The following is a 21,424-nucleotide window of genomic DNA, read 5'->3' as shown; positions in this document are numbered from 1 at the left end:
GGACGCCAGAAGTTCGCCGACGTGGGAGAACGCGATTTCCGGGTCGGGCCGACAACGTGTTCACCGGCGGAACGAACGACCATCGCAGTGATCAAGATCTCATAATCGAGTGTCCAATATGTGAAACGTTTTCCCGTTCGGGAACGATGCGAGGCGGCCTCGTGACCCGATACCCCACCGCGCCACAGCCGCGCGACGCGGGCGGTAGGGTGTGAGCCCATGACGGCGAGGACAGGGTGTGCGTCCGCACCCCGAATCGCGTGTCGGAAGCGGTATAAGGAGTCACCATGGCCATCGACAACGTGAGTCGCAGTGGTCTCACCCTCGCCGGACAGCCCATGTCGGCCCCGCTGCAAGATGTTCGGGCGCTCTCGCGACGTATGGTCGGTCACTTCGTCGCCAACGTGGCGCCGTGCGGGACCTTGCCCGGCGAGGCGATCGACGGTGACGTCACCACCATCACGCGCGTCTGTCTCCAGTTGGCCGTCGGCATGCTCGACGGCGACGACATCCCGGAGAAGACCGAGCAGCTCGAACACGCCGCGGCCGGATGGGCACGCGAGGGCGTGCCGATCGACACCATCCTGCACGCGGTCCACGAGGGGTTCAAACTCGGTCTCGACCTCGTGGTCGGAAAAGCCACGACCACCGATTTCGGCGATCTCGTCGACGGGACCAAACTCGTCCTCGAAATCCTCGACACGATGACCACCGCCATATCGGTCGCCTACGTGCGCGAACTGCGGTCGGTGGTCAGCGAACACCACACCGCCGTGCACACCCTGACCTCCGCGCTGCTCGGCGGCCACAGCACCTCGACCATGGCCAGGGAATGCGGCATCGAGATCGCGGATTCGTATTCGGTACTGGCACTGTCGATTCCCGCCCACCCCGACGAGCACGATCCGAGGCTCGACGCGAAGGTGGTGGCACGGCGCAAGCTGCGCCGGGTGCAAGCGCGACTGGCGACCGCGTGCCGGGACCGGCCGCTGTCGCTGCTCAGCGTCGACGGCGGGACCGTGCTGATCCCGCGGACCGCGCTCTCCCACGAACAGCTCGACGCGCTCGTCGGCGAACTGTCCGAGGCCGCGCGCGTGCCGATCACGGTCGCCGTGGTCGACGCGGCGGCCGAGCGGATTCCGGAAGCCGCCGACCAGGCCCACGAATTGCTCGATATGGTGCAGCGATTGGGATGTGAGAACGGGTTGTACCGCTTCGACGATATGGCGCTGGAATACCAGCTCACCAGGCCGGGGCCCGGTCGCGAATATCTCGGCGCGCTGCTCGACCCGCTCGACCATCATCCCGAACTGCTCGAGACGCTGCGACTGCACATCGGAAATAGTCTGAATCGCCAGCGCACCGCGCGCGTCATGCACGTGCATACCAATACCGTCGACTACCGGCTGAAGAAAATCGGCAGTCTGATCGGAGTCGATCCCACCCAACCATCCGGTTTGTGGTACTTGCGGTCCGCATTGGTTGCCCGGACCTATCGCGTGCCCTGACACTACGAACCGTCTCCGCGCCGCATTCCATAGGCGCGGTCGACAGCCGCGGTCAACAAATCCAACACTTCCACCATGCGGACACCATCGACTTTCATGCCCGCGACAGAATGCGCCGCGGTCGGCTCGATGAGCCCGAAACACATTCGAACGCTGTCGCTGACGGCACTGCGCACCGCCTCGATCGGGACACCTTCGCGCGCGCGCTGAGCCGCGGCCAATTCCAGCCGAGCCAGCACGACACCCGATTCATCCAGGTCGTCGAGCATCGCGATCGCGCGATCGAGCCCGTCGCGGAATGCCGCGAAGAACTCCGCACCCGCCTGACCTGCGAACCCGCGCGGCGCGGACGGACTCGACCTGGGCTCGCACGTTCCGTCCACGTCCATCGCACTCCTTCACCCGCACCGAACTCGCCACCGACGTTAGTGGCGAAAACGCCCCACATCGGCGTCGACCGGCCTGTCTCGAGCAAAAGCCCGAAACGAGTGAATCCAGGTTGTGAAGTGTCCCATTACGGAACTCAGGCGGTCGCCCGTTCGTATGCCTCGACCACGCCGGACGCGACGCGACCACGCGAGGAAACGGGGTGACCGTTCTGTCGCGCCCAATCACGGATGACCGCGCTGCGCTCACGGTCCGATGCCGACGGCACCTTCGTGATGAGCGAACGTTTCGTCCGGCCACCGGTCCTGCGCGCATTCTCGACCCAGGGGCCGAGCAATTCGCGTAGTTCGGCGGCGTTCGCGGTCGACAGATCTATTTCGTAATGCACGCCGTCCAGAGAGAATTGAACGGTTTCGTCGGCGATCGAAGTTCCGTCGAAGTCGTCGACCAGGGTGACAGTCACCTTCTCGGCCATAGCAAGCCCCCTCGTGTCGTATTCGGTACTGCCTTCGGTGTTTTCCGTAACGCTGTGTGCAGAATAGCGCGCGAACGTCGACCGTTCACGTTCAGCTCGGGATCAGAAGTATGGCATCAACCGAGTTCCCGACTTCCGCCGGGTCGAATCCCTTGTCCCCGCCCCTTTCCGCACGCACGACCGCGCGCGGTCCACCGGGACGGCGTCGCGGCGCTCAGACGGGCGATTCCACCGCGTCGGGAGCGATCTCGCGTGCCACACGCAGGCCGGACTCGACCGCCCCGTCCATGTAACCGGCCCAACGCGTAGCGGTTTCGGTGCCCGCCCAGTGCAGCGGCCCGACCGGGGCGCGCAGCGCGGGACCGAATCGGGTCAGCGTCCCCGGAGTGGCGAACGCGCCGTAGCAACCGCGACTGAATTCCTCTTCCGCCCAGTCTCTTTCGATGAAATCGATCGGGTCGCCCGCCTTCGGCCCGAAGTAGCCGACGAGATCGGCCAGCACCCGCGCGCGCCTGCCGCCGTGGCCGAGGCGGGCGCCGATATCGGCGTGGCGGCCCTCGAGGAACCCGACGAGTACGCCCGGGGCGCCGTCGAGCGGCGTGTTGTCGAAAACCGTACCGAGCGGCCTGGTATCGCTGTTGGCCTGGCCGCTGAAACCGTCACGGCGCCAGAACGGTTCGTCGTAGACGACGTTCACCTTGATCACCCGCCCCATCGGAAGACGTTGGACGAGTTGATCACGATCACCGGGCAGGCCGGGAGCGTAGCGAATGCGAGCGCTCAACGGTGGCGGGACCGCCAGCACCGCACGACGGGCACGGACGACGATGCCCGCCGCCCGCACCCGGACACCCGCCGGATCCCAGTCGATCCCGTCCACCGGCGCTCCGAGTATCACCCGTTCACCGAGCTCCTCGGCCAGCGTGAGGGCGATCCGCTGCGATCCGCCCACGACGCGATCCTGCTGCGCCCCGCCCCCGGTATCGATCAACGCGTCGAGCCCACCCGCCGCGCCGATGTAGAAACCGGCCCACAGGGCCGACAGATCCTCCGGGCCCGCCGAGAACACCGCCTCGGTGATCAACCGGAGGAAGGCCCGCCCGTCGCGGGTGCGCGCGGTCCGGCGCAGCCAGGTCGCGAAGGTCTGGGAGTCCAGACGTTCGGCGTCGGCGGCCAGCCACGGTTCCGCGGCGGGGATCCGGCGCGCCATCCGATCCAGCCGCCACTGCGTCTGCGCGATATCGGCCAGCGCCACCGGATTCAGCCTCGGGATCCGTCCGCTGTATTCCGAACGCGCCGTGCCGAGTTCGGCGATGCGCAACCCGTCGTCGAAGGTCGGGAAGGTTTTCAGTCCGAGTTCGCGGATCAGCGCGAGTACCCGTTTCTGGCCGGGACCGACCCACTGGCCGCCGACCTCGATCGGCAGGCCGCCCGGCAATCGCGCGTTGAGCAGGCGTCCGCCCACGCGGTCGCGCGCCTCGAGCACCAGTACGTCCAGGCCGCGCCGGATCAACTCCCTGGCGGCGACCAGCCCGGCCAGGCCCGCGCCGACCACGACGACCTCCGTCGACATCTCCATGACGATCCACCTTCAACCGACGAATCCGACATACACACCGTATGCGTCCGCGGTCGCTCCTTCGGCCGAATGCGAAGCCCGCACCGAGGGGCCGAGGTGTTCCGACGGTCTCGGGCGGCCCCGGCCCGGTGTTCTAGACTCGACCGGTGCCGGTCCCCTCGTCACCCGCGTCGACCCCCGTCGGGGGCGGCAGGCAGGCGCGTTGGCAGCCGCACAACGACCAGCGGCGCGAACGCATCGTGGCGACGCTCATCGAGTTGCTCGAGGAAGGCCCGGCCGGGGCCGAGGTGGCGATGCAGTCGATCACCGAACGTGCCGGATTGTCGAAATCAGTGGTGTACCGCCAGTTCTCCGGCCGCGACGAACTCGATCGCCGGACCAGGACCACGATCTGCGAACAGTTCACCGACACGCTCGACACCGCCCTCGACGTCACCGACGGCTCCATCCATCACATCCTGCACCGCAGCATCGGCGCGGTGGTCGACTGGATCGATCGGCATCCCCGGCTGCACGAATTCCTGCGCCGCGGGCCCGCCGTCGGCGATCCGGAAGAGACGAACGCGATGAGCAGCTTGCAGACCTCGATCGCGGCGAGGACGCGGCGGCTGGTCTCCGGACTGGCCGGGGTGGTCGGCGTCGTGGACGAACCGGTCGTCGACACCATGACCTTCGCGATCGTCTCGATGACCGAGGCCACCGTCACCCGGTGGGCGCACGATCCCGCACCGGCCCTCGATCGCGATCGGCTCGTCGCCGAACTCGCGAACTACGCGTGGAGCGTGCTCGACGGCGTCGCTCGCGCCCACCGGCTCGCGCTCGATCCGGACCAGCCGCTGCTGGCCCTGCTCGAGCGGCTGGCCGTCCCCGATCCGTGACGCGTGCTCAGGCGACCTCGCGCATGCGGCGTTCCGGTTCGCTGCGATAGCGCGACGGCGCACCGCCGATACGCAACGCCGACCACAGTCGCTCGGTCACCGGATTCATCAGCCCCAGTTCGCGGGCGAGTTTGCGCATATCGCCGAAATAGCCGGCCAGGATGCGGCGCTGCTCCGGACCGTCCCAGAACGCCTCGCGCATCACCTCGTCGGGAATGTCGAAACGCTCGGCGAACGATTTCGGCGGCGCCATGATCTCCCCGGCCAGCCAGCGCATGGCCAACGGAAAGGCGAGCGCGGCGGCCATTCTTCCCGGCCCACTCATCCGCTTCAGGTGCGCGGCGAGGAATTCGCCCGCGAAGGAGATGTGCCTGGCCTCCTCGGCGATGTGGATTTCCATCGTGCGCAGCACCGCGGGCGGGATATTGCCGCCGTCGCGGATGACCGCCTTCTGGTAGTGGTCGATCGGCTCCTCGCCGCCCAGGACCCCGATCAGCAGGATGACGTGCGCGTATCCACCCGCGACACCGATGAACGGCGAGAGCGCTCGAAACAGTGGACGCATACCGGGAACGTCGACGCCGATGCGGTTCACCAATTCCTGGAACATCTGGATGTGGTTGCACTCTTCGGTCATCTCGTGCATGCAGTACCGGAACTCCGGCGCGCCGTTGGGCAACTTCATGACGTACTGCATCATGCCGCGGATCAATACGCTCTCGAAGGCCGCGCCGACCTTGATCACATTCGCGACGCGCCATTTGCCGATGTCGATCTGGCGCCGCACCGGCAGATTCCGGTACCAACTCGTCGCACCGAGCGGATCGTATTCCGGTGACAGGATCCAGCGCGGATCATCCGGGTCGATGGCGAATTCGGGCCCGTCCCAATCGATATCCAGATAGGGGTCGAACTTGCGGTGCACCGAACCCTCGGACAGGGTCGCCAGCGCGTCCCGGTAGCTCTGGTCGAACAGTTCGGCGCCCACCGATTCGGACAGCGTCATCGATGCCTCCTCGTTCCGGCCGCTGGCGTGCGGCGTCGGCGATGCGCGGTAGTGCGCGTGGCATCAGAATATATGGGACTCGCGGTCCCAGACAATACCCGGCGGTGATCCGCTCACCATCCGGGATCGCCGAGGACCGGGATGTTCACCCAGCTCGGCCGACTCGGATCGAGTTCCAGATGCTGCGGTTTCAGCTCGCTCTCGTTGAGCAGCGGCCGCAGCGGCAGGCCACGCGGCAGGTTCAGCGCGTAGATATCGATGCGCAGGCGATGCCCCGGCGCGAGCACGCCGTCGGTCGCGGCCAGACCGATATCGACCACGGTCGGCTCGCCGGGCACGATCGGCCGACGCGAGTCGAGGGTGAGCACCGGATAGGGATCGGTGTAGTCACCGCTCGGCGACCGGGTGGCCTTCGCGTCGTCCACCGCGCGCAGCGACGCCTGGAGCTGACCGCTGGTCCACACGGTCGACCGGCCGTCCGGCGCGACGTCGTTGACCGTCACCGCCCAATACCCGTCGGTGCTGTCGAGTACCGTATTCAGGTGGGCCGCAACGGGTCCGGAGATGACCGTCGGCTCGGCGACGGGCGCGCTGGTGAATGTCAGCGCGGCCGCCTCGCTGATGCGGGAATCCTTGGCGCACACGTCGAGCACCGCGGTCACGCCTGCGGTTCCCGTGGCCGAATCCCGCGAACACAGGGTGAGCAGTTCGGGTGCGACGGTCAGCCGTGCCGCGCCGCCGGGAGCCGTGGCGAGCGTGCCGTCGTACGCGCTGCGCGCGGTGCCCGAAACGGCCGGATCGAGATACATGCGTCGGTATTCGGCTCCGGCGCGGGGGAATTCGGTGCCGCCGACCCAGCCGCCGCCCTGCTGCCACAGCGTGACCGGATCGTAGGTTTCGATGCCGTTGTCGATGCCCTTGAGCCAGTGGTCGAACCACGCCCGTTGCAGCACGTCCAGCCGCGGCGGTCCGCCCGGCTGGCCGAGGCCGCTGCCGGTGGTCAGATGGTAGGTGTCGCCCATGATCAGTTTCTTCTGGTCGGCGGGCACGTTCACCGCGTCGTAGACCCGAGGGGAGGAGTAGGCGAAGATGTCGTGCCAGCCGCCGTAGACGAAAGTCGGGATCTCGATCCGGTCGGGATGACCGAGCCACGCCTGACGCACCGGGGTGCTGTCCTGGAGCAGCCCCATCAGGTTCTGCGGAATCTCGTCGACACTCGGCACCGTCAGTGCGGCGAACAGGTAGTCGAAGAACGTCATCGGATCCTGCACACGATCGGCGAGCCATCGCCAGTCGAAGGTGCCAGTCACGATGGACCGCACGTCGGGCACCCATTTGGTGCTGTTGACCGCGAACAACCACAGCGGCAGGAAACCGATGCCGACACCGCCGCCGGTCGCGGCGATATCGCGCATGAGATCGCTGCCCGGCACCACCGGGAAGATCGCCCGCAGCGCCTCGGGACCGCGTTCGGCGGTCTGCAACTGGTTGATGGCCGAATACGAGATGCCGCTCATCCCGACCTTGCCGTCCGACCACGGTTGCGCGGCGGCCCAATTCACCACCTCGACGCCGTCGGCCTGCTCGCGCTCGCCGAAGACCTGCCAGACCCCCTGGGAGAAACCGGTTCCGCGCACATCGACGACGACCTGGGTGTACCCGCTCTGGACGAGTTTGCGATCGACGGCGAACGTGCGCGCCGCACCGGCGGGCAGCGCCTTGGCGATCTCGGTGAGCCCGCCGAGTCCGAGTCCGGACAGGTCGAAGCGGTTGAGCACATCCATCAGCGCGTCACCGAGCACCGGAACGCTCAGCGCCGAATCTGCCACATTGGACACGAGTTTCGAATAGGGCGTCAGGTTGACGATGGTGGGCGTGCGCTCCTGGATCGGCTGCCCCGAGGCGTCGGCGGGCCGATACACATTGCCCTTCAGCACGGTGCCGTCACTCATCGTGATCGGGACGTCCCATTCGATGAAGACATTCGGATAGGCGCGCGGTCCGTCGTGCGTCGCGGTCCACTGCGCCCCGAGCGCTCCCCCGTCCGGCACCGCCCGCCCGGATTGCGCCGATATCACACCGGTGCTGATCGCGATCGCCGCCACCACGAAGGTGACCGCGACCCGGACGAGACGACGCCGTCTGTTCATGAGTCCCCACTCGTTCCGATGTCACCGACGACATCGCCTGCCTACTGGCGGGTAACTGTAACGGCGCGTACACCTCCGGGCAACAGGCAATCACCGAGTGTCGCGATTCAGCGACCGAAACCGAGCATGTCCAGGAATCCGTCGAGTTGCAGCTCGAACAGTTCGTCGCGATCGGCGAAGGTCTCGGCGCCGTACTGATCGAAGACGTCGAAGGTGACCGCGCCGAACAGGGCGGGCCACACCGTGACCCCCCTGGCCATCAGCCAATCCGGTACGTCGAGACCGAATTCCGACCGGATCGCGGCGAAGCTCGCCGCCAGCGGACCCGACAGTCGCGGCAGCGGATCGGGCGGAGTCAGCAAACCCCGCGCATGGGCGTCGGCGAATAGTGCCTGCATGGCGACGATCACACGGGTACCGGGTTCGACCGTCTGCTCGGCGGGCGCGGCGTAGCCGGGCACCGGTGTGCCGAAAAGTAATCCGTACCTAGCTGTTTCGGCGCGCGCCCAGTGCAATACCGCGCGGCCGAGCACCCGTAGCCGAAGCGCCGGATCGTCCGGGGCATCGGCGAGCGCGGCGTCCACCGCGTCGCCGAGGGCGTTGTATCCGTCGATGACGAGCAGGGTCAGCAATTCGTCACGGCTGCTGACGTAGCGGTACACCGCCGAGGACACCACACCCAGGTCGCGTGCCACCGCGCGCAGCGAGAGCGCCGCCGCGCCGTCACTGGCCAGGTGTTCGCGGCCGATCCTGACGATGTCCTCCATGGTCTGGGCGCGAGCGCGGGAGCGGGGTGTCGTCGGCATAGGACCACCATGCTCGCACTAGAGAGCGATGTCAACTAATGAGAGCACTGCTCTTGACAATGTCGGCGGACATCGGCCATGCTCGAAGTCGCCAGAGAGCGTCGCTCTCGAAAGAGATCACCGCCCCCGAACGGGGCGACGAACGAAAAGGATCGACCATGTCGCCACTGCATATCGTCACCGGAGCCGGACCCGTCGGACTCTCCGTCGCCGAACAACTCGCGACCTCCGGCCACACGGTCCGCGTCCTGACCCGGTCCGGCGGCGGCCCCGACCACCCCCTCGTCGAGCGTCAGCGCGTCGACATCAGCGACCCCCGGCAACTGGCCGGACGCTTCGACGGCGCCGCGGCCGTCTATCACTGCGTGCACGCCTCGAAATACGAGGCAACCACCTGGTGGAAGGAACTGCCCGGCATGGAACAACTCGTCATGGACGAGGCCGGACGGGCGGGAACAGTGGTCGCCTTCCCCGAAAGCGTCTACTCCTACGGCCGGGTCACCGGCCGCATCACCGAAAACCTCCCCCGCGACGCCGATTTCGGCAAACCCGCGGTCCGCGTCGCCCTACTGCGCGCCCGCGAAGCCCACACCACACCGACCGTGAGCGTCGCCGCCGCCGACTTCCTCGGCCCCCACGTCCGCTCCTCGGTGGCGGGCGAAACCCTCTTCGCACCCCTGCTCGCGGGCAAACGCGCCAAAGCACTCGGCAGGATCGACCTCCCCCATTCCTTCACCTACGTACCCGATCTGGCCGCCGCCATGATCCGGGCCGCCACCGACCGCGAACTCTGGAACTCCTTCCTGCACGCTCCCACCGCACCCGCGATCACCCAACGTCAACTGATCGGACTCATCGGACAGGTCGCCGGAATCGACGACCCGAAAGTCACCGCCCTCGCCCCCTGGATGATCCGCGCGATCGGCTCGGTCAACGGCCTCATGCGAGAAATGGCCGAGATGAGCTACCACCTCGCCGGACCGATCGAATTCGATTCCACCCTCAGCGAGACTCGACTCGGCCTGGAAGCCACACCCCTGGACGAGGCCGTCGCCGCCACCGTCGCCTGGTGGAAAACCCAAGCGTGAGTTCACCCCATCCAGTGCGCCCCCGACACATTCGCCGACACATGAGCGGGAGGTATTTTGTTTTACAATTCGCCGAACGCCGTGTTGTTTGAATTTCCTTGGCCGATTCTAATGTCGGTGTCAATGCAGTGGTATGCATTGACACCGACATCTGTTCTCGTGCTCCGTCGCCGGTCGGAGTCGCCCCGCCTCGAACGGGACAACCGGCACCGTTGGTGTCGAATATCCTATCGCGCAATAAAGTCCACGAAAGTCTCGACATTGCCCGGCTGCATTCCGGTATCGGTCAAAACCTTGAAATCGCACCTGCTCCGCAGGCCATACCAGCGCCCTCGGTCGATCCGAACACTCGAGTGGAGCAGATAGTCACGCGGAATGTCAGGATGGCTGTCCGAGTACCCTGAGATACCGTTAATTGTAGTTCGGCAGCTCATCGACCCGTAGACAACATTCTGAGTCGATGAGGTGAGCTTCAAAGACCAGGCGAGAGTGCCTGTGCCATAGTCCATCTGACCGGTGAATCGAGCAACATTGTTCTGGTACTCTTTGTATGGCTTGCTTTGCGTGAACTCGAGGTTCGCAGGATTAGGTTCCGCAACCGCCGGCACGGCAAGAATCGATAGAGCCGTTGCGGCCGAAGCCAACGCCAAAATCAGCTTATTCACTTGTTCCCCCGTTTATGTTTCTTTTAAGATTCGACCCAGGTTATGAGCACCGCACGTCGATCGTGCGAGTCCTGCCGAGCGAACTCATACTCGACGTCAACAACATCCCCGATATTGATTGCGTCGAAATTTCTTCCTCGAAGAGAATCCAAGCCGAACCAAATTTGATCACCGGCTGTCGATTCTACGATCCCAGTTGCGCGTTTCCTGTTCCAGCGCCAAATCTTGCCGCGCGCAGTGTGAACCCCCTCAGTCTGCATGCGACGGACGCTACAGGGTTGACGCCTCCCTCGCAATCCTCCCCGACACTGGCGAAGCAGACCCGGGTATCGTTATGCGAGAAGAACGCCCGAGCGAGCGACCAGTGAAGTACTACCTGTTCGAGGCAGCTTTCGGCACTACATACCAGCCTCGTATTCTACCTCCGGCCCACCTCGACCGAGTGGCCATGGACCGTCACCGAGGTGTGGCTCACCGCCACACCGCACAGGGCAACAGCAGACCCAACCGACCAAAAGGCCTTTCGTGCCGGATCGTCGGGGCGACTCGTGGTCGCCGGCCCCGGTGGCGGTGTTCGCGGGTCAGGTGCACTCACCGCGAACTCCCCTCCAGCCACCGGGGCCGGGACCGTCGGGCGGCGCTGCACAGCGGCGCCGCCTGTCCTGTCGGCACACGATCGACCTACCGGGTGATCGCGACCATGGCGCACGACGGATGGCCGGAGGCCGGGGTACTCGGCCCGTTCGCCGAATCAGTGGCTTCCAGCGCGGGGTTATCGTGTTGCCATTCGGTGTATGGCATTGGGGGTGCCGATCACGCTGTGAGATCTTCGGACGCCACTTCGTCGTGGACGGGACCGACCGGTCTCGTGAAAGGTCTTCTCGCACAATAAGTCGCGTGACTTTCAGGTCTCGACCGTTTTCCTGTCGGATCACGGTCATTTCCTGTCGACACCGGTGCCCGACGAGCGACCGGCAGTCGAGTCCATGCGACAGTCGACTGCCGACGCACCGCCGCTCCCCCGCCACTGTCGCCAAGGCACATCGACCCTCGACTTGTAATCTTGTGCCAAGTTTTGCTGCTTGCGGGTGCGTGGAAGGGCGGTCCCTTGACCGATGCGGAGTATCGGAGAGAGGAATTCACGACCGACGACGAAGATCCGACGGCGTCCTGGGATTGGTATCTCAGCAACAGGCAGGGCTCGGTCGGGTTGGCTTTTCGTGCCGAGGAATTCCGATCGGACGCGTACGCCCAGAACGTCGGCCGGTACCAGATCGTCCGATTCTCTTCCGCCGCACTGGATTACCGGCGCTCTCGACGGAATATCCGAGCCGACGAAGGCGATAACAGTTACCGGCTCCTGATCCCGTTGCGCGGGCGCTTCGCGTTCGAACAGGGTGATTCCAGGGAGATCTTCCAGCCGGGCAAGATCGGCTTCTTCCATTGGAACCGTCCGCTGTTCATGACGCACGACGACACCATCAGCGCGTTGATCATGACCGTCCCCGAACGATCGATCGATCCCCGACGTGCCGAGGACGCCCCGCTCGCGCTGAACGAGAAGCGTCCCCTGGTACGCGCCCTGGACGCGCAGGTCCGATTGCTCGTCGAGGCCGAGGGGTGGACGGCAGCGGATTTCAGCGTCGCGTACTCCGGTGCGCTCATGCTGCTCGACGGGGTGCTCAACCCGTTCCCGGCCGTCGGGTCGGGCACGCGCGCCGCGGACGCGGAACGCGCACGACGTCTCATCGAAGAGCACGCGAACGACCGCGCTGTGACACCACGAGCCATCGCCGCGATGTTGGGTATCAGCGAGCCGACGTTGTACAGGGCACTGAAAAGGGCCGAATATCCTTCGCCGGGTGCGATGCTGCGCGCGGTCCGTGTCGAACGGGCGCATCGGCGATTGTCCGCCGCGCTGCCGGTCGACATGGACCGAATCGCCTTCGAGGAAGGATTCCCCAGTACGCGCAGATTCCGGGAATCCTATCGCGAGCATTACGGGCGGACACCCGCCGAGACGCGCGAAGACCTGTTCGGCGACGGCGGCGGGTAGTCCGTTTCCGGCTCAGCTCGCGGCGCCGCAGACGCGATTGAGTTCGTCGGTGGCGGGGTCCAGATCGGTGATGTTGTCGTCGACCAAGGCATTGGCGTAACCGACGATGGCGGCCTGTTCCTCACCGCCGGTCAGCACCGCCAGGCCCGACAGTCGGTCGGACAGACTCCGCGCGGTGGCATCGTCCAAGTTGCCGCCGCTGATATCGACCGCGGCGTTGATCAGGTCGACCGCCTTGGCGCAGATCGGGGACTGCGCGTGCGCGGGTGCGGCGGGCAGGACCTGCACAGCGGCGGCCGCGGCCACGGTCAGCAGAGCGGCGGAGAAGAGCTTGATCATGACGTCCTCGAATAGTTTTCGACAGTGGTTCGGGTAGAGCTTCGCGCAGGAAGTATCACCCATGCCCGTTGTCGCGACATCGGTGAGTGCGGACCGCACCGATAGGTAGATGCGGCGATCCTGCGAAAACTCGGGATCGCGTCGCGTGAGCACATCGTCGAGCACATTCCCGAGGACTCGACGACATGTGCGCGGTGAGCACACCTCTTCCGATCGGCGCGTGAGCGGCGCTGGAGATTTGCCGCGTACTGTCGATGGCATCGGGACGGACCGCCCTCGCGGGCGTCGTCTCCATTGGACAGTGCAGCGAGACGGAAAGGCGAGGTCGTGACGGAAGAGGTCAGCGTCTGTCGCGATCGGCCGACACAGGACGAGGCGATGATCGGCTTCATGAGCCGGATGCGCGACGAGATGACGCGCTTCGTGATGGAGTACGAGTTCGCGGTGAAAGAGCTGCTCACGAAGGTGACGATCCTGCGTGAGGAATTCCTGCATCTGCACCACTACAACCCCATCGAACACGTCACGTCCCGGGTGAAATCTCCCACGAGCATTCTGCAGAAGGCGATCCGCAAGGACATCCCGCCCGAGCTGCCCGCTCTGCGCGAGCACATCACCGATATCGCGGGGGTGCGGGTCACCTGTAGCTTCATCGGCGATACCTACCGCGTGCTCGAGGCGCTGACCTCGCAGGACGACGTGCGGGTGATCGCGGTCAAGGACTACATCGCCCACCCGAAGCCGAACGGCTACAAGAGCCTGCACGCCTTGGTCGAGATCCCGGTGTTCCTGTCGACCGGGCCGGTGAACGTCACGGTCGAACTCCAGGTTCGCACCGTCGCCATGGACTTCTGGGCGACGACCGAGCACAAGATCTTCTACAAATACGACGGCGATGTCCCGCAGCGGCTCATCGATGATCTGACCAGCGCCGCCGCGACCGCGGCCGAACTCGACCGCCGGATGGAGCAGTTGCATACCGAGGTGCACGGGGTGGACGGCAGGAACCTGGGTCCGCAGCGCGAGATCGACGACGAGGTGCTCCGGTACCTCACCGAGCACGCGCGCAGCCCCAGGACCTGACGCCGCCGGGCGACCTCGGTAGCCGCCCCGCCGGTGGGCGGGGCGTCGTAGGCGATGAGATCGTGCTCACACACGGACCCCTTCCGCCGAGAACGCCCCACTCGGACTGTTCGGCGTACTCCTGGAGCGTCACAACGGGATTCGTGTCGCTTCGAACGGGGTCGGCGAAGACACGCGACGACGAGACCGTGCCACAACATGCTCGTGCGAGATTGGTTTCGGCGATTCGGGGTACACATATCGGCTCGAGTCAGGACTGGCCGCAGCCAGGGACGTAAGGTTTTCCCGGGAACAAGTAGTACATAACCGTTTCACGGGTCGACATGGTCGACCGAGACGGAGCCGGTGTTTCCTGCGCGGACCAGATGGATTCCGGTTCAAGCCTTTTCGATGCGAGGTTGGGTTATGACGGACACAGTGACGCCCGACGCGGGGACGGCGCCGACGCAGGTCGAGACGGCCCCCGGTCAGGTAGAGCTGCATCAACTCCTGGCCGGGCTGACCGCGGTGCGCGACGGCGACTTCGGCACCCGGCTGCCGACCGACGCCGATGGATTACTCGGTGAGATCGCGACCGTGTTCAACGGCATGGTGGACCAGCTGTCGCTGTTCACTTCCGAGGTCACCCGCGTCGCGCGCGAGGTCGGCACCGACGGACGTCTGGGCGGACAGGCCGAGGTGCCGGGGGTGTCGGGTACCTGGAAGGACCTCACCGACTCGGTGAACGCGATGGCGGGCAACCTGACCAGTCAGGTCCGCGATATCGCCCAGGTCGCAACGGCGGTGGCCCGCGGTGATCTGTCGCAGAAGATCGACGTGGACGCCCGCGGTGAGATCCTGGAGTTGAAGAACACCGTCAACACGATGGTCGACCAGCTGTCGGCCTTCGCCGACGAGGTCACCCGCGTCGCCCGCGAGGTCGGCTCCGAAGGTCGGCTCGGCGGCCAGGCCGAGGTGCCCGGCGTCGGCGGAGTGTGGCGTGATCTCACCGACTCGGTGAACTTCATGGCGGGCAACCTCACCGACCAGGTCCGCAATATCGCCCAGGTGACGACCGCCGTCGCGCGCGGTGACCTGAGCCAGAAGATCACGGTCGGGGCGCGCGGCGAGATCCTCGAGCTGAAGAACACCATCAACACCATGGTCGACCAGCTCTCCTCGTTCGCCGACGAGGTCACCCGGGTGTCGCGAGAGGTCGGCACCGAAGGCATTCTGGGCGGCCAAGCCGACGTCAAGGGCGTGTCGGGAACCTGGCGCGACCTGACCGACTCGGTGAACTTCATGGCGGGCAACCTCACCGCGCAGGTGCGCTCGATCGCCCAGGTCGCCACCGCCGTCGCCCGCGGCGATCTGACCCAGAACATCACCGTGGACGCCCGCGGGGAGATCCTGGAACTCAAGAACACCATCAACACGATGGTCGACCAGCTGTCGGCCTTCGCCGACGAGGTCACCCGCGTCGCCCGCGAGGTCGGCACCGAAGGCAGGCTCGGCGGCCAGGCCGATGTGAAGGGTGTCTCGGGGACGTGGAAGGACCTCACCGAGTCGGTCAACGTCATGGGCGACAACCTGACCGCGCAGGTGCGCTCGATCGCGCAGGTGACCACCGCTGTCGCGCGCGGTGACCTGACCCAGAAGATCCGGGTCGACGCCCGTGGCGAGATCCTGGAACTCAAGGAGACCATCAACACGATGGTCGACCAGCTGTCCTCCTTCGCCGACGAGGTCACCCGCGTGGCCCGCGAAGTCGGCACCGAGGGCAACCTCGGCGGCCAGGCCACCGTGCGCGGCGTCTCGGGCACCTGGAAAGACCTCACCGACAACGTCAACGTGATGGCCTCCAACCTGACCAGTCAGGTGCGCTCGATCGCCCAGGTCGCCACCGCGGTGGCCCGCGGCGATCTGAGCCAGAAGATCACCGTGGAGGCCAAGGGCGAGGTCGCGGCGCTGGCCGGGGTGATCAACACCATGGTCGACACCCTGTCCGCGTTCGCCGACGAAGTCACCCGTGTGGCGCGCGAAGTGGGCACCGAGGGCATGCTCGGCGGTCAGGCCCGAGTGCCCAATGTCGCGGGCACGTGGAAGGACCTGACCGACAACGTCAACTCCATGGCGAACAACCTCACCAATCAGGTGCGCAATATCGCCCAGGTCACCACGGCCGTCGCCCAGGGCGATCTGACCCGCAAGATCGACGTCGACGCGCGCGGGGAGATCCTCGCGCTCAAGACCACGATCAACACGATGGTCGATCAGCTCTCCGCGTTCGCGGCCGAGGTCACCCGCGTCGCTCGCGAGGTGGGGTCGGAGGGTCGCCTCGGCGGCCAGGCCGAGGTCGAGGGTGTCTCGGGCACGTGGAAACGGTTGACCGAGAACGTCAACGAACTGGCGGGCAACCTGACCCGTCAGGTCCGCGCCATCGCCGAGGTCACCAGCGCGGTCGCCGAGGGCGACCTCACCCGGTCCATCACCGTCGAGGCCTCCGGCGAGGTCGCCGAACTCAAGGACAACATCAACTCGATGGTGGGGTCGTTGCGCGAGACCACCACCGCCAACCAGGACCAGGACTGGCTCAAGACCAATCTGGCCCGCATCTCCGGACTCATGCAGGGCCAGCGCGATCTGCACGTGGTCGCCGAGCTGATCATGGATGAGCTGGCGCCGTTGGTTTCGGCGCAGTTCGGCGCCTTCTACCTGGCCGACGAGACCACCGAACGACCGGAACTGATCCTGATCAGCTCCTACGGCAGTCCGACGGAACCGGGTTCGCAGGTGCGGTTCACCTTCGGTCAGTCGCTGGTCGGGCAGGCGGCACGCAGCCGCCGCACCATCGCGGTGGACGAGGTACCCGGCGACTACGTCGCCATCTCCTCCGGACTGGGCCGGACCGCGCCGGTCAACCTGCTCGTGCTGCCGATCGTGGTGGAGGAGCAGGTACTCGGTGTGATCGAGCTGGCCTCGCTGCACCGCTTCACCCGCATCCACCGCGACTTCCTGGACCAGCTGATGGAAACGGTGGGCGTCAACGTCAACACCATCATCGCCAACGCCCGCACCGATGAGCTGCTGGTCGAGTCGCAGCGCCTGACCAGCGAGTTGCAGGCCCGCTCCGAGGAATTGCAGGTGCAGCAGGACGAGTTGCAGCGCTCCAACGCCGAACTCGAGGAGAAGGCGGCGCTGCTGGCGACCCAGAATCGCGATATCGAGGCCAAGAATCTCGAGATCGAACAGGCCCGCCAAGAGCTGGAGACCCGTGCTCAGCAGCTCGCGCTCGCCTCGAAGTACAAGTCGGAGTTCCTGGCCAATATGAGCCACGAACTGCGCACGCCGCTCAACAGCCTGCTGATCCTGGCTCAGTTGCTGGCGCAGAACCCGGCCCGCAACCTCACCGCCAAGCAGGTCGAATACGCGGGCATCATCCACTCGGCGGGTTCGGACCTGCTGCAACTGATCAACGACATCCTCGATCTGTCCAAGGTCGAGGCGGGCAAGATGGACATCACGCCCGAGGCTGTGCCGTTGCGCAAGCTGCTGGACTACGTCGAAGCCACCTTCCGGCCGATGACCACGCAGAAGAGTCTCGGATTCCGGGTCAGCGCGGCCCCGGGTCTGTCGCTGGACCTGCTCACCGACAATTCGCGGTTGCGCCAGGTGCTGGGCAACCTGCTGTCCAACGCGGTGAAATTCACCGAGACCGGGTCGGTGGAGTTACGCATGGAATCGGCGACGATCGACGAGTTGCCCGCCGCCGCCCGCCGTCACGGCCCGGCTATCGCCTTCCGGGTGATCGATACCGGTATCGGCATCGCCGAACATCAACTCGAGTCGATCTTCGGTGCGTTCCAGCAAGCCGACGGCACCACCAGCCGCAAATACGGCGGCACCGGTCTCGGCCTGTCGATCAGCCGTGAGATCGCCTACCTGCTCGGCGGCGCGATCACCGCGGAGAGCACACCGGGCAAGGGCAGCACCTTCACCCTCTACCTGCCGGTCGCCCGTCCCGACTTCCGCGAGGCGCAGCATCCAGAACGCGAGGACGATCGGCAGCCCGACCGTCAGCCCGAACACGTGCCCGCCCCGACCACGCCACAGCAGCACCGCAGGCTGCTCGTCGTGGAGGAACGCCCGCAGGGGCTGTTGACGCTCGTCGCGCAGAGTGCCGTGGCCGATCTCGCCGACACCCACGATCCGCGCGGCCCCGTCCAGGTCGTCACCGCGATCGGCGTCGGGGAGGCGGCCGCGACCATGGCCTCCGAGGTGTTCCACTGCGTGGTGCTCGAACTGGACATGCCAGAGGGCGCAGCGCTGCGATTGCTGGAGACGATGGACGAGGACGTCGCACTGACCGATGTCCCGGTGCTCGCCCACAACAACCGGCGACTCGGCCTCGAACAGGAACACCTACTCCAGGAACGCACGATGCGCAGGCCGCTGGAGTTGCTGTCGAGTCTGGACGAATTGCGTGAGCGCATCGCCCTGCACATCACCGCCGAGGCGCCAGGCGATGTGCTGCCGCTGGTCCGTGCCGACGAGACTCCGGCCGCCGTACCGCGGCGTCGCCACGGTCGGCTGGCCGGGCGCACCGTGCTGATCGTCGACGACGACGCCCGTAATCTGTTCGCGCTCAGCAGCATTCTCGAATTGCACGCCGTCACGGTGTTGCACGCCGAGAACGGGCGCGAGGGTATCGACGCCCTGCTCGCCCACCCGGAAACCGACCTGGTCCTCATGGACGTGATGATGCCCGAGATGGACGGCTACACCGCGACCGCGAAGATCCGCGAGATGCCGCACTACCAGAATCTGCCGATCATCGCCGTGACGGCCAAGGCCATGCTGGGTGATCGGGAGAAGAGCCTGGCCTCGGGCGCCAACGACTACGTGACCAAGCCGGTCGATGCCGACGCGTTGCTGGTCTGCATCCAGCACTGGCTCGGTACGAGATGACCGATCTCGATATACCCGGCGCGGCGGAGGGGACGGCACCGGAAGCGGCCGTCGCCCGTCTCGCGGCCACCGTCGCGCGGTTGCGTGCGCGGATCCAGCACGCTCAGGCCACCGCCGACGGACGGGCGCTGATCGAGATGGCCAAGGGCATCATGGTCGAACGGTTGCGATGCGGACCCGCGCAGGCGGCGCGGCAGCTGGAGAGTCTGGCCGAGCGGGCCGGTGTCACGTCGCTGGAATTGGCCGTCGATCTGATCAACCAGGCCGCGGACGACACGCTGAGCGCCGTGATCGACGAATTCCCGCCGCGCACCGGCACTTCCGAGGAACCCTCGACGGCGTCTCGCCTGCGTACCGCCGAAAGCGCGGTGCTCGCGACCGGCGACCCGCAGCGCGTGGCCCAGTCGGTACTCGACCACGCGCTGGTGCCTCTGGGGGCGTCGGCGGTGGCGATCTGGTCCGTCGGCGCGGATTCCTCGCTGTCGCTGGTGGGTTTCGCGGGGATCGACCGGCACGAGGCCGAGCGGTGGCGTCATGTGCCGCCCGGTGTCGCCACACCTGCCCGTCAGGCGCTGATGCGACGGGAAGCGCAGTGGATCGAAGACCTGCGGGCGGCCGGGTTGCCGTCGATCGGTGATCGCGCGGGCGGGCGGGTCGCGATCCCGGCGGGCACCGGCGGCAAGCTGACCGGGGTGCTGGAAATGTGCTGGCCGACACCGCTGGCACCGCAACCGACCCGCGTTCGGCGGCAACTGGAGGCGTTGGCGGAGTTGTGTGCCCACACCCTCGAATCCGGTCCGTCCGCCGTGGGCGAACCGGATCGACCCGACGTCGCCGACCTGGTCCGCTTGACCGACAGTCTGTTCGACCCGGCGCTGGTGCTGCTGCCGCATCTCGACGCGGACGGCGCACTCACCGATTTCCGCATCCACCACGTCAATTCGTGTTTCGTGGATCCGGTCGGGCGTGCACGCGGCGCGGTCAGCGGCGCCCTGCTGTTGGAGGCCTACCCGCTGGCCACGGTCGAGGGGCGACTGTTCGAACGGATCGAGCACGTCTTCGCCACCGGCGAGACCTACCGCACCGACCGGGTCGTGCTGACCGAACTCGTCGATCAGGTACCGCTGACGGTCTCGGCCGCGCTCACCGTCAGTCGCCACGGCGACTGCGTGCTGGTGCTCTGGCGGGTGGAAGACGAGACGGCTCGGCTGGCGGCGCTGCTGCAACACGCCCAGCGCCTCGGACGCGTCGGCGGTTTCGAGGAGGACACCGCCACCGGCCGAATCACCTGGAGCACACAGCTCTACGACCTGCACGGACTCGGCCCAGCGGCGAATCCCGTTCCCCTCGAACAGCTTCCGGACCACGTCCACGCCGACGACGCGGAATCGGTGCGGCGGCTGGTGCGGACGCTGGTGCGCTACCACCGTCCGGCCTCGGCGGCGTTCCGCCTGATCCGGCCCAGCGGCGACACCCGCCATATCCGGATCGTCGCCGAGCCGGTTCTCGACCACGACGGAAACCTGCTCGCCCTACGTGGCGCATACCAGGACATCTCCGCACAGCACTGGACCGAGGTCGCGCTGTCTGCGACCCAGGATCGTCTCGCGCACACCGAACAGCACGCGGCGGAGCAGAGCCGGTTGGCGCGGCAACTCCAGCAGGCGATCATGCCCGACAAACAACCGTCCATCGAGGCCTTCGGCCTGCATATCGCGGTGCGCTACCGCCCCGCCGAACAGAGCCATATGGTCGGTGGCGACTGGTACGACGCGATCGTGCTGCCCTCCAAGCAGATCCTGGTCTCCGTCGGCGACATCACCGGGCACGGCATCAAGGCCGCCACCGGAATGGTCGTGCTGCGCAACGCACTTCGCGGCCTCGCCACCACCGGCGCGGGGCCGGGGCAGATGCTGACCTGGCTCAATCTCGTCACCCATCACCTGACCGAGGATCTCTACGCCACCGCCGTCTGCGGGCTCTACGATCCGCAGACACGGGTGTTGCGGTGGGCGCGGGCGGGGCACCTGCCGCCGGTGCTCGTGCGTGACGGTGTGGCCACGTCACTACCCGAACTTCGCGGAATGCTGCTGGGCGCTGTCGCGGAGATGACCTACGAGGAAGCCGAACTCCAACTCGACTCCGACGATATCCTGCTGCTCTACACCGACGGTCTCATCGAGCGCCGCGACCTGCCCTTGGACGACTGCGTGGAGCGGCTGCTGACACAGGCGGCGCGGTTCACTGGAGCGCTGGACGATCTCGTCGACCACGTGCTCCGGGACAGTGACGCGAACACCGACGACGACACCTGCGTGGTGGGGATCCAGGTGGGACACGGCACCGGCGCGTCGACAACACGGTGACGGAGGAGCGGAAAACGTCTCCTTCCACTTCCAACTTATAGCGCACCCCGGGGCTTGCGGCAAGACCCCGGTGATGCCGCACAATGGCCCA

General features: G+C 66.3%; 15 protein-coding genes. 7 read left to right on the top strand and 8 right to left on the bottom strand.

The features are described 5' to 3' along the window. The first annotated feature begins 287 nt into the window (after positions 1-287). The gene (locus JZ792_RS01350; protein ID WP_216905829.1) at positions 288-1,508 is read left to right on the top strand and encodes a PucR family transcriptional regulator; all 1,221 of its coding nucleotides are present in this window, start codon (positions 288-290) and stop codon (positions 1,506-1,508) included. Between the two features lie 2 nt (positions 1,509-1,510). Here JZ792_RS01350 and JZ792_RS01345 read toward each other — a convergent pair whose 3' ends face one another. The 3 genes from JZ792_RS01345 to JZ792_RS01335 form a co-directional block, all read right to left on the bottom strand. Continuing rightward, a complete protein-coding gene (locus JZ792_RS01345) occupies positions 1,511-1,897 on the bottom strand; it encodes a hypothetical protein (protein ID WP_109525758.1) in 387 nt (128 codons plus the stop codon). A 134-nt stretch (positions 1,898-2,031) separates the two neighbouring features. After that, a complete protein-coding gene (locus JZ792_RS01340) occupies positions 2,032-2,370 on the bottom strand; it encodes a histone-like nucleoid-structuring protein Lsr2 (RefSeq protein WP_216905827.1) in 339 nt (112 codons plus the stop codon). Between the two features lie 214 nt (positions 2,371-2,584). Further along, entirely contained in the window at positions 2,585-3,949 is a 1,365-nt protein-coding gene (locus tag JZ792_RS01335; RefSeq protein WP_308165100.1) for a flavin monoamine oxidase family protein, read from the bottom strand. 146 nt (positions 3,950-4,095) lie between these two features. On the opposite strand from JZ792_RS01335, the gene JZ792_RS01330 reads away from it, so the two are divergent. Beyond that, complete coding sequence (locus JZ792_RS01330) at positions 4,096-4,827, top strand: TetR/AcrR family transcriptional regulator (protein WP_308165099.1); 732 nt, start codon at positions 4,096-4,098, stop codon at positions 4,825-4,827. A 7-nt stretch (positions 4,828-4,834) separates the two neighbouring features. Here JZ792_RS01330 and JZ792_RS01325 read toward each other — a convergent pair whose 3' ends face one another. From JZ792_RS01325 to JZ792_RS01315, 3 genes are all read right to left on the bottom strand, one after another. Continuing rightward, complete coding sequence (locus tag JZ792_RS01325; protein WP_216905825.1) at positions 4,835-5,833, bottom strand: AurF N-oxygenase family protein; 999 nt, start codon at positions 5,831-5,833, stop codon at positions 4,835-4,837. 113 nt (positions 5,834-5,946) lie between these two features. After that, positions 5,947-7,983, bottom strand: coding sequence for a CocE/NonD family hydrolase (locus JZ792_RS01320; protein ID WP_216905823.1), 2,037 nt, complete (start codon positions 7,981-7,983; stop codon positions 5,947-5,949). Between the two features lie 107 nt (positions 7,984-8,090). Then, positions 8,091-8,789, bottom strand: coding sequence for a TetR/AcrR family transcriptional regulator (locus JZ792_RS01315; protein WP_216905821.1), 699 nt, complete (start codon positions 8,787-8,789; stop codon positions 8,091-8,093). A 158-nt stretch (positions 8,790-8,947) separates the two neighbouring features. On the opposite strand from JZ792_RS01315, the gene JZ792_RS01310 reads away from it, so the two are divergent. After that, positions 8,948-9,877, top strand: a complete 930-nt coding sequence (locus JZ792_RS01310) for an NAD-dependent epimerase/dehydratase family protein (protein WP_216905819.1) — start codon at positions 8,948-8,950, stop codon at positions 9,875-9,877. Between the two features lie 227 nt (positions 9,878-10,104). Here the strand turns inward: JZ792_RS01310 and JZ792_RS01305 are convergent, their stop codons facing one another. Next, positions 10,105-10,542, bottom strand: coding sequence for a hypothetical protein (locus tag JZ792_RS01305; protein ID WP_216905817.1), 438 nt, complete (start codon positions 10,540-10,542; stop codon positions 10,105-10,107). A gap of 1,108 nt (positions 10,543-11,650) precedes the next feature. Here JZ792_RS01305 and JZ792_RS01300 point away from each other — a divergent pair. Then, on the top strand, positions 11,651-12,598 hold the full coding sequence (locus JZ792_RS01300) for an AraC family transcriptional regulator (RefSeq protein ID WP_216905815.1): 948 nt from the start codon (positions 11,651-11,653) through the stop codon (positions 12,596-12,598). 12 nt (positions 12,599-12,610) lie between these two features. Here the strand turns inward: JZ792_RS01300 and JZ792_RS01295 are convergent, their stop codons facing one another. After that, the gene (locus JZ792_RS01295) at positions 12,611-12,937 is read right to left on the bottom strand and encodes a hypothetical protein (RefSeq protein ID WP_216905813.1); all 327 of its coding nucleotides are present in this window, start codon (positions 12,935-12,937) and stop codon (positions 12,611-12,613) included. A gap of 378 nt (positions 12,938-13,315) precedes the next feature. Here JZ792_RS01295 and JZ792_RS01290 point away from each other — a divergent pair, with 378 nt between their 5' ends. The 3 genes from JZ792_RS01290 to JZ792_RS01280 all read left to right on the top strand — a co-directional run bounded on the left by JZ792_RS01290 (position 13,316) and on the right by JZ792_RS01280 (position 21,333). Then, complete coding sequence (locus JZ792_RS01290) at positions 13,316-14,020, top strand: GTP pyrophosphokinase (protein ID WP_216906161.1); 705 nt, start codon at positions 13,316-13,318, stop codon at positions 14,018-14,020. 405 nt (positions 14,021-14,425) lie between these two features. Continuing rightward, positions 14,426-18,967, top strand: a complete 4,542-nt coding sequence (locus tag JZ792_RS01285; RefSeq protein ID WP_216905811.1) for a HAMP domain-containing hybrid sensor histidine kinase/response regulator — start codon at positions 14,426-14,428, stop codon at positions 18,965-18,967. Further along, entirely contained in the window at positions 18,964-21,333 is a 2,370-nt protein-coding gene (locus JZ792_RS01280; RefSeq protein WP_216905809.1) for a SpoIIE family protein phosphatase, read from the top strand. Before JZ792_RS01285 ends, JZ792_RS01280 begins: the two co-directional genes overlap by 4 nt. Positions 21,334-21,424 lie beyond the last annotated feature (91 nt).

This window comes from Nocardia noduli (assembly GCF_019038455.1).
GTDB lineage: Bacteria > Actinomycetota > Actinomycetes > Mycobacteriales > Mycobacteriaceae > Nocardia > Nocardia noduli.
This window is presented reverse-complemented; position numbering and strand designations above follow the sequence as displayed.

Coding starts and splice junctions, on each gene's coding strand:
- JZ792_RS01350 (WP_216905829.1), top strand. CDS start 288: ATGGCCATCGACAACGTGAGTCGCAGTGGTCTCACCCTCGCCGGACAG.
- JZ792_RS01345 (WP_109525758.1), bottom strand. CDS start 1,897: ATGGACGTGGACGGAACGTGCGAGCCCAGGTCGAGTCCGTCCGCGCCG.
- JZ792_RS01340 (WP_216905827.1), bottom strand. CDS start 2,370: ATGGCCGAGAAGGTGACTGTCACCCTGGTCGACGACTTCGACGGAACT.
- JZ792_RS01335 (WP_308165100.1), bottom strand. CDS start 3,949: ATGGAGATGTCGACGGAGGTCGTCGTGGTCGGCGCGGGCCTGGCCGGG.
- JZ792_RS01325 (WP_216905825.1), bottom strand. CDS start 5,833: ATGACGCTGTCCGAATCGGTGGGCGCCGAACTGTTCGACCAGAGCTAC.
- JZ792_RS01320 (WP_216905823.1), bottom strand. CDS start 7,983: ATGAACAGACGGCGTCGTCTCGTCCGGGTCGCGGTCACCTTCGTGGTG.
- JZ792_RS01315 (WP_216905821.1), bottom strand. CDS start 8,789: ATGCCGACGACACCCCGCTCCCGCGCTCGCGCCCAGACCATGGAGGAC.
- JZ792_RS01310 (WP_216905819.1), top strand. CDS start 8,948: ATGTCGCCACTGCATATCGTCACCGGAGCCGGACCCGTCGGACTCTCC.
- JZ792_RS01295 (WP_216905813.1), bottom strand. CDS start 12,937: ATGATCAAGCTCTTCTCCGCCGCTCTGCTGACCGTGGCCGCGGCCGCC.
- JZ792_RS01290 (WP_216906161.1), top strand. CDS start 13,316: ATGATCGGCTTCATGAGCCGGATGCGCGACGAGATGACGCGCTTCGTG.
- JZ792_RS01285 (WP_216905811.1), top strand. CDS start 14,426: ATGACGGACACAGTGACGCCCGACGCGGGGACGGCGCCGACGCAGGTC.
- JZ792_RS01280 (WP_216905809.1), top strand. CDS start 18,964: ATGACCGATCTCGATATACCCGGCGCGGCGGAGGGGACGGCACCGGAA.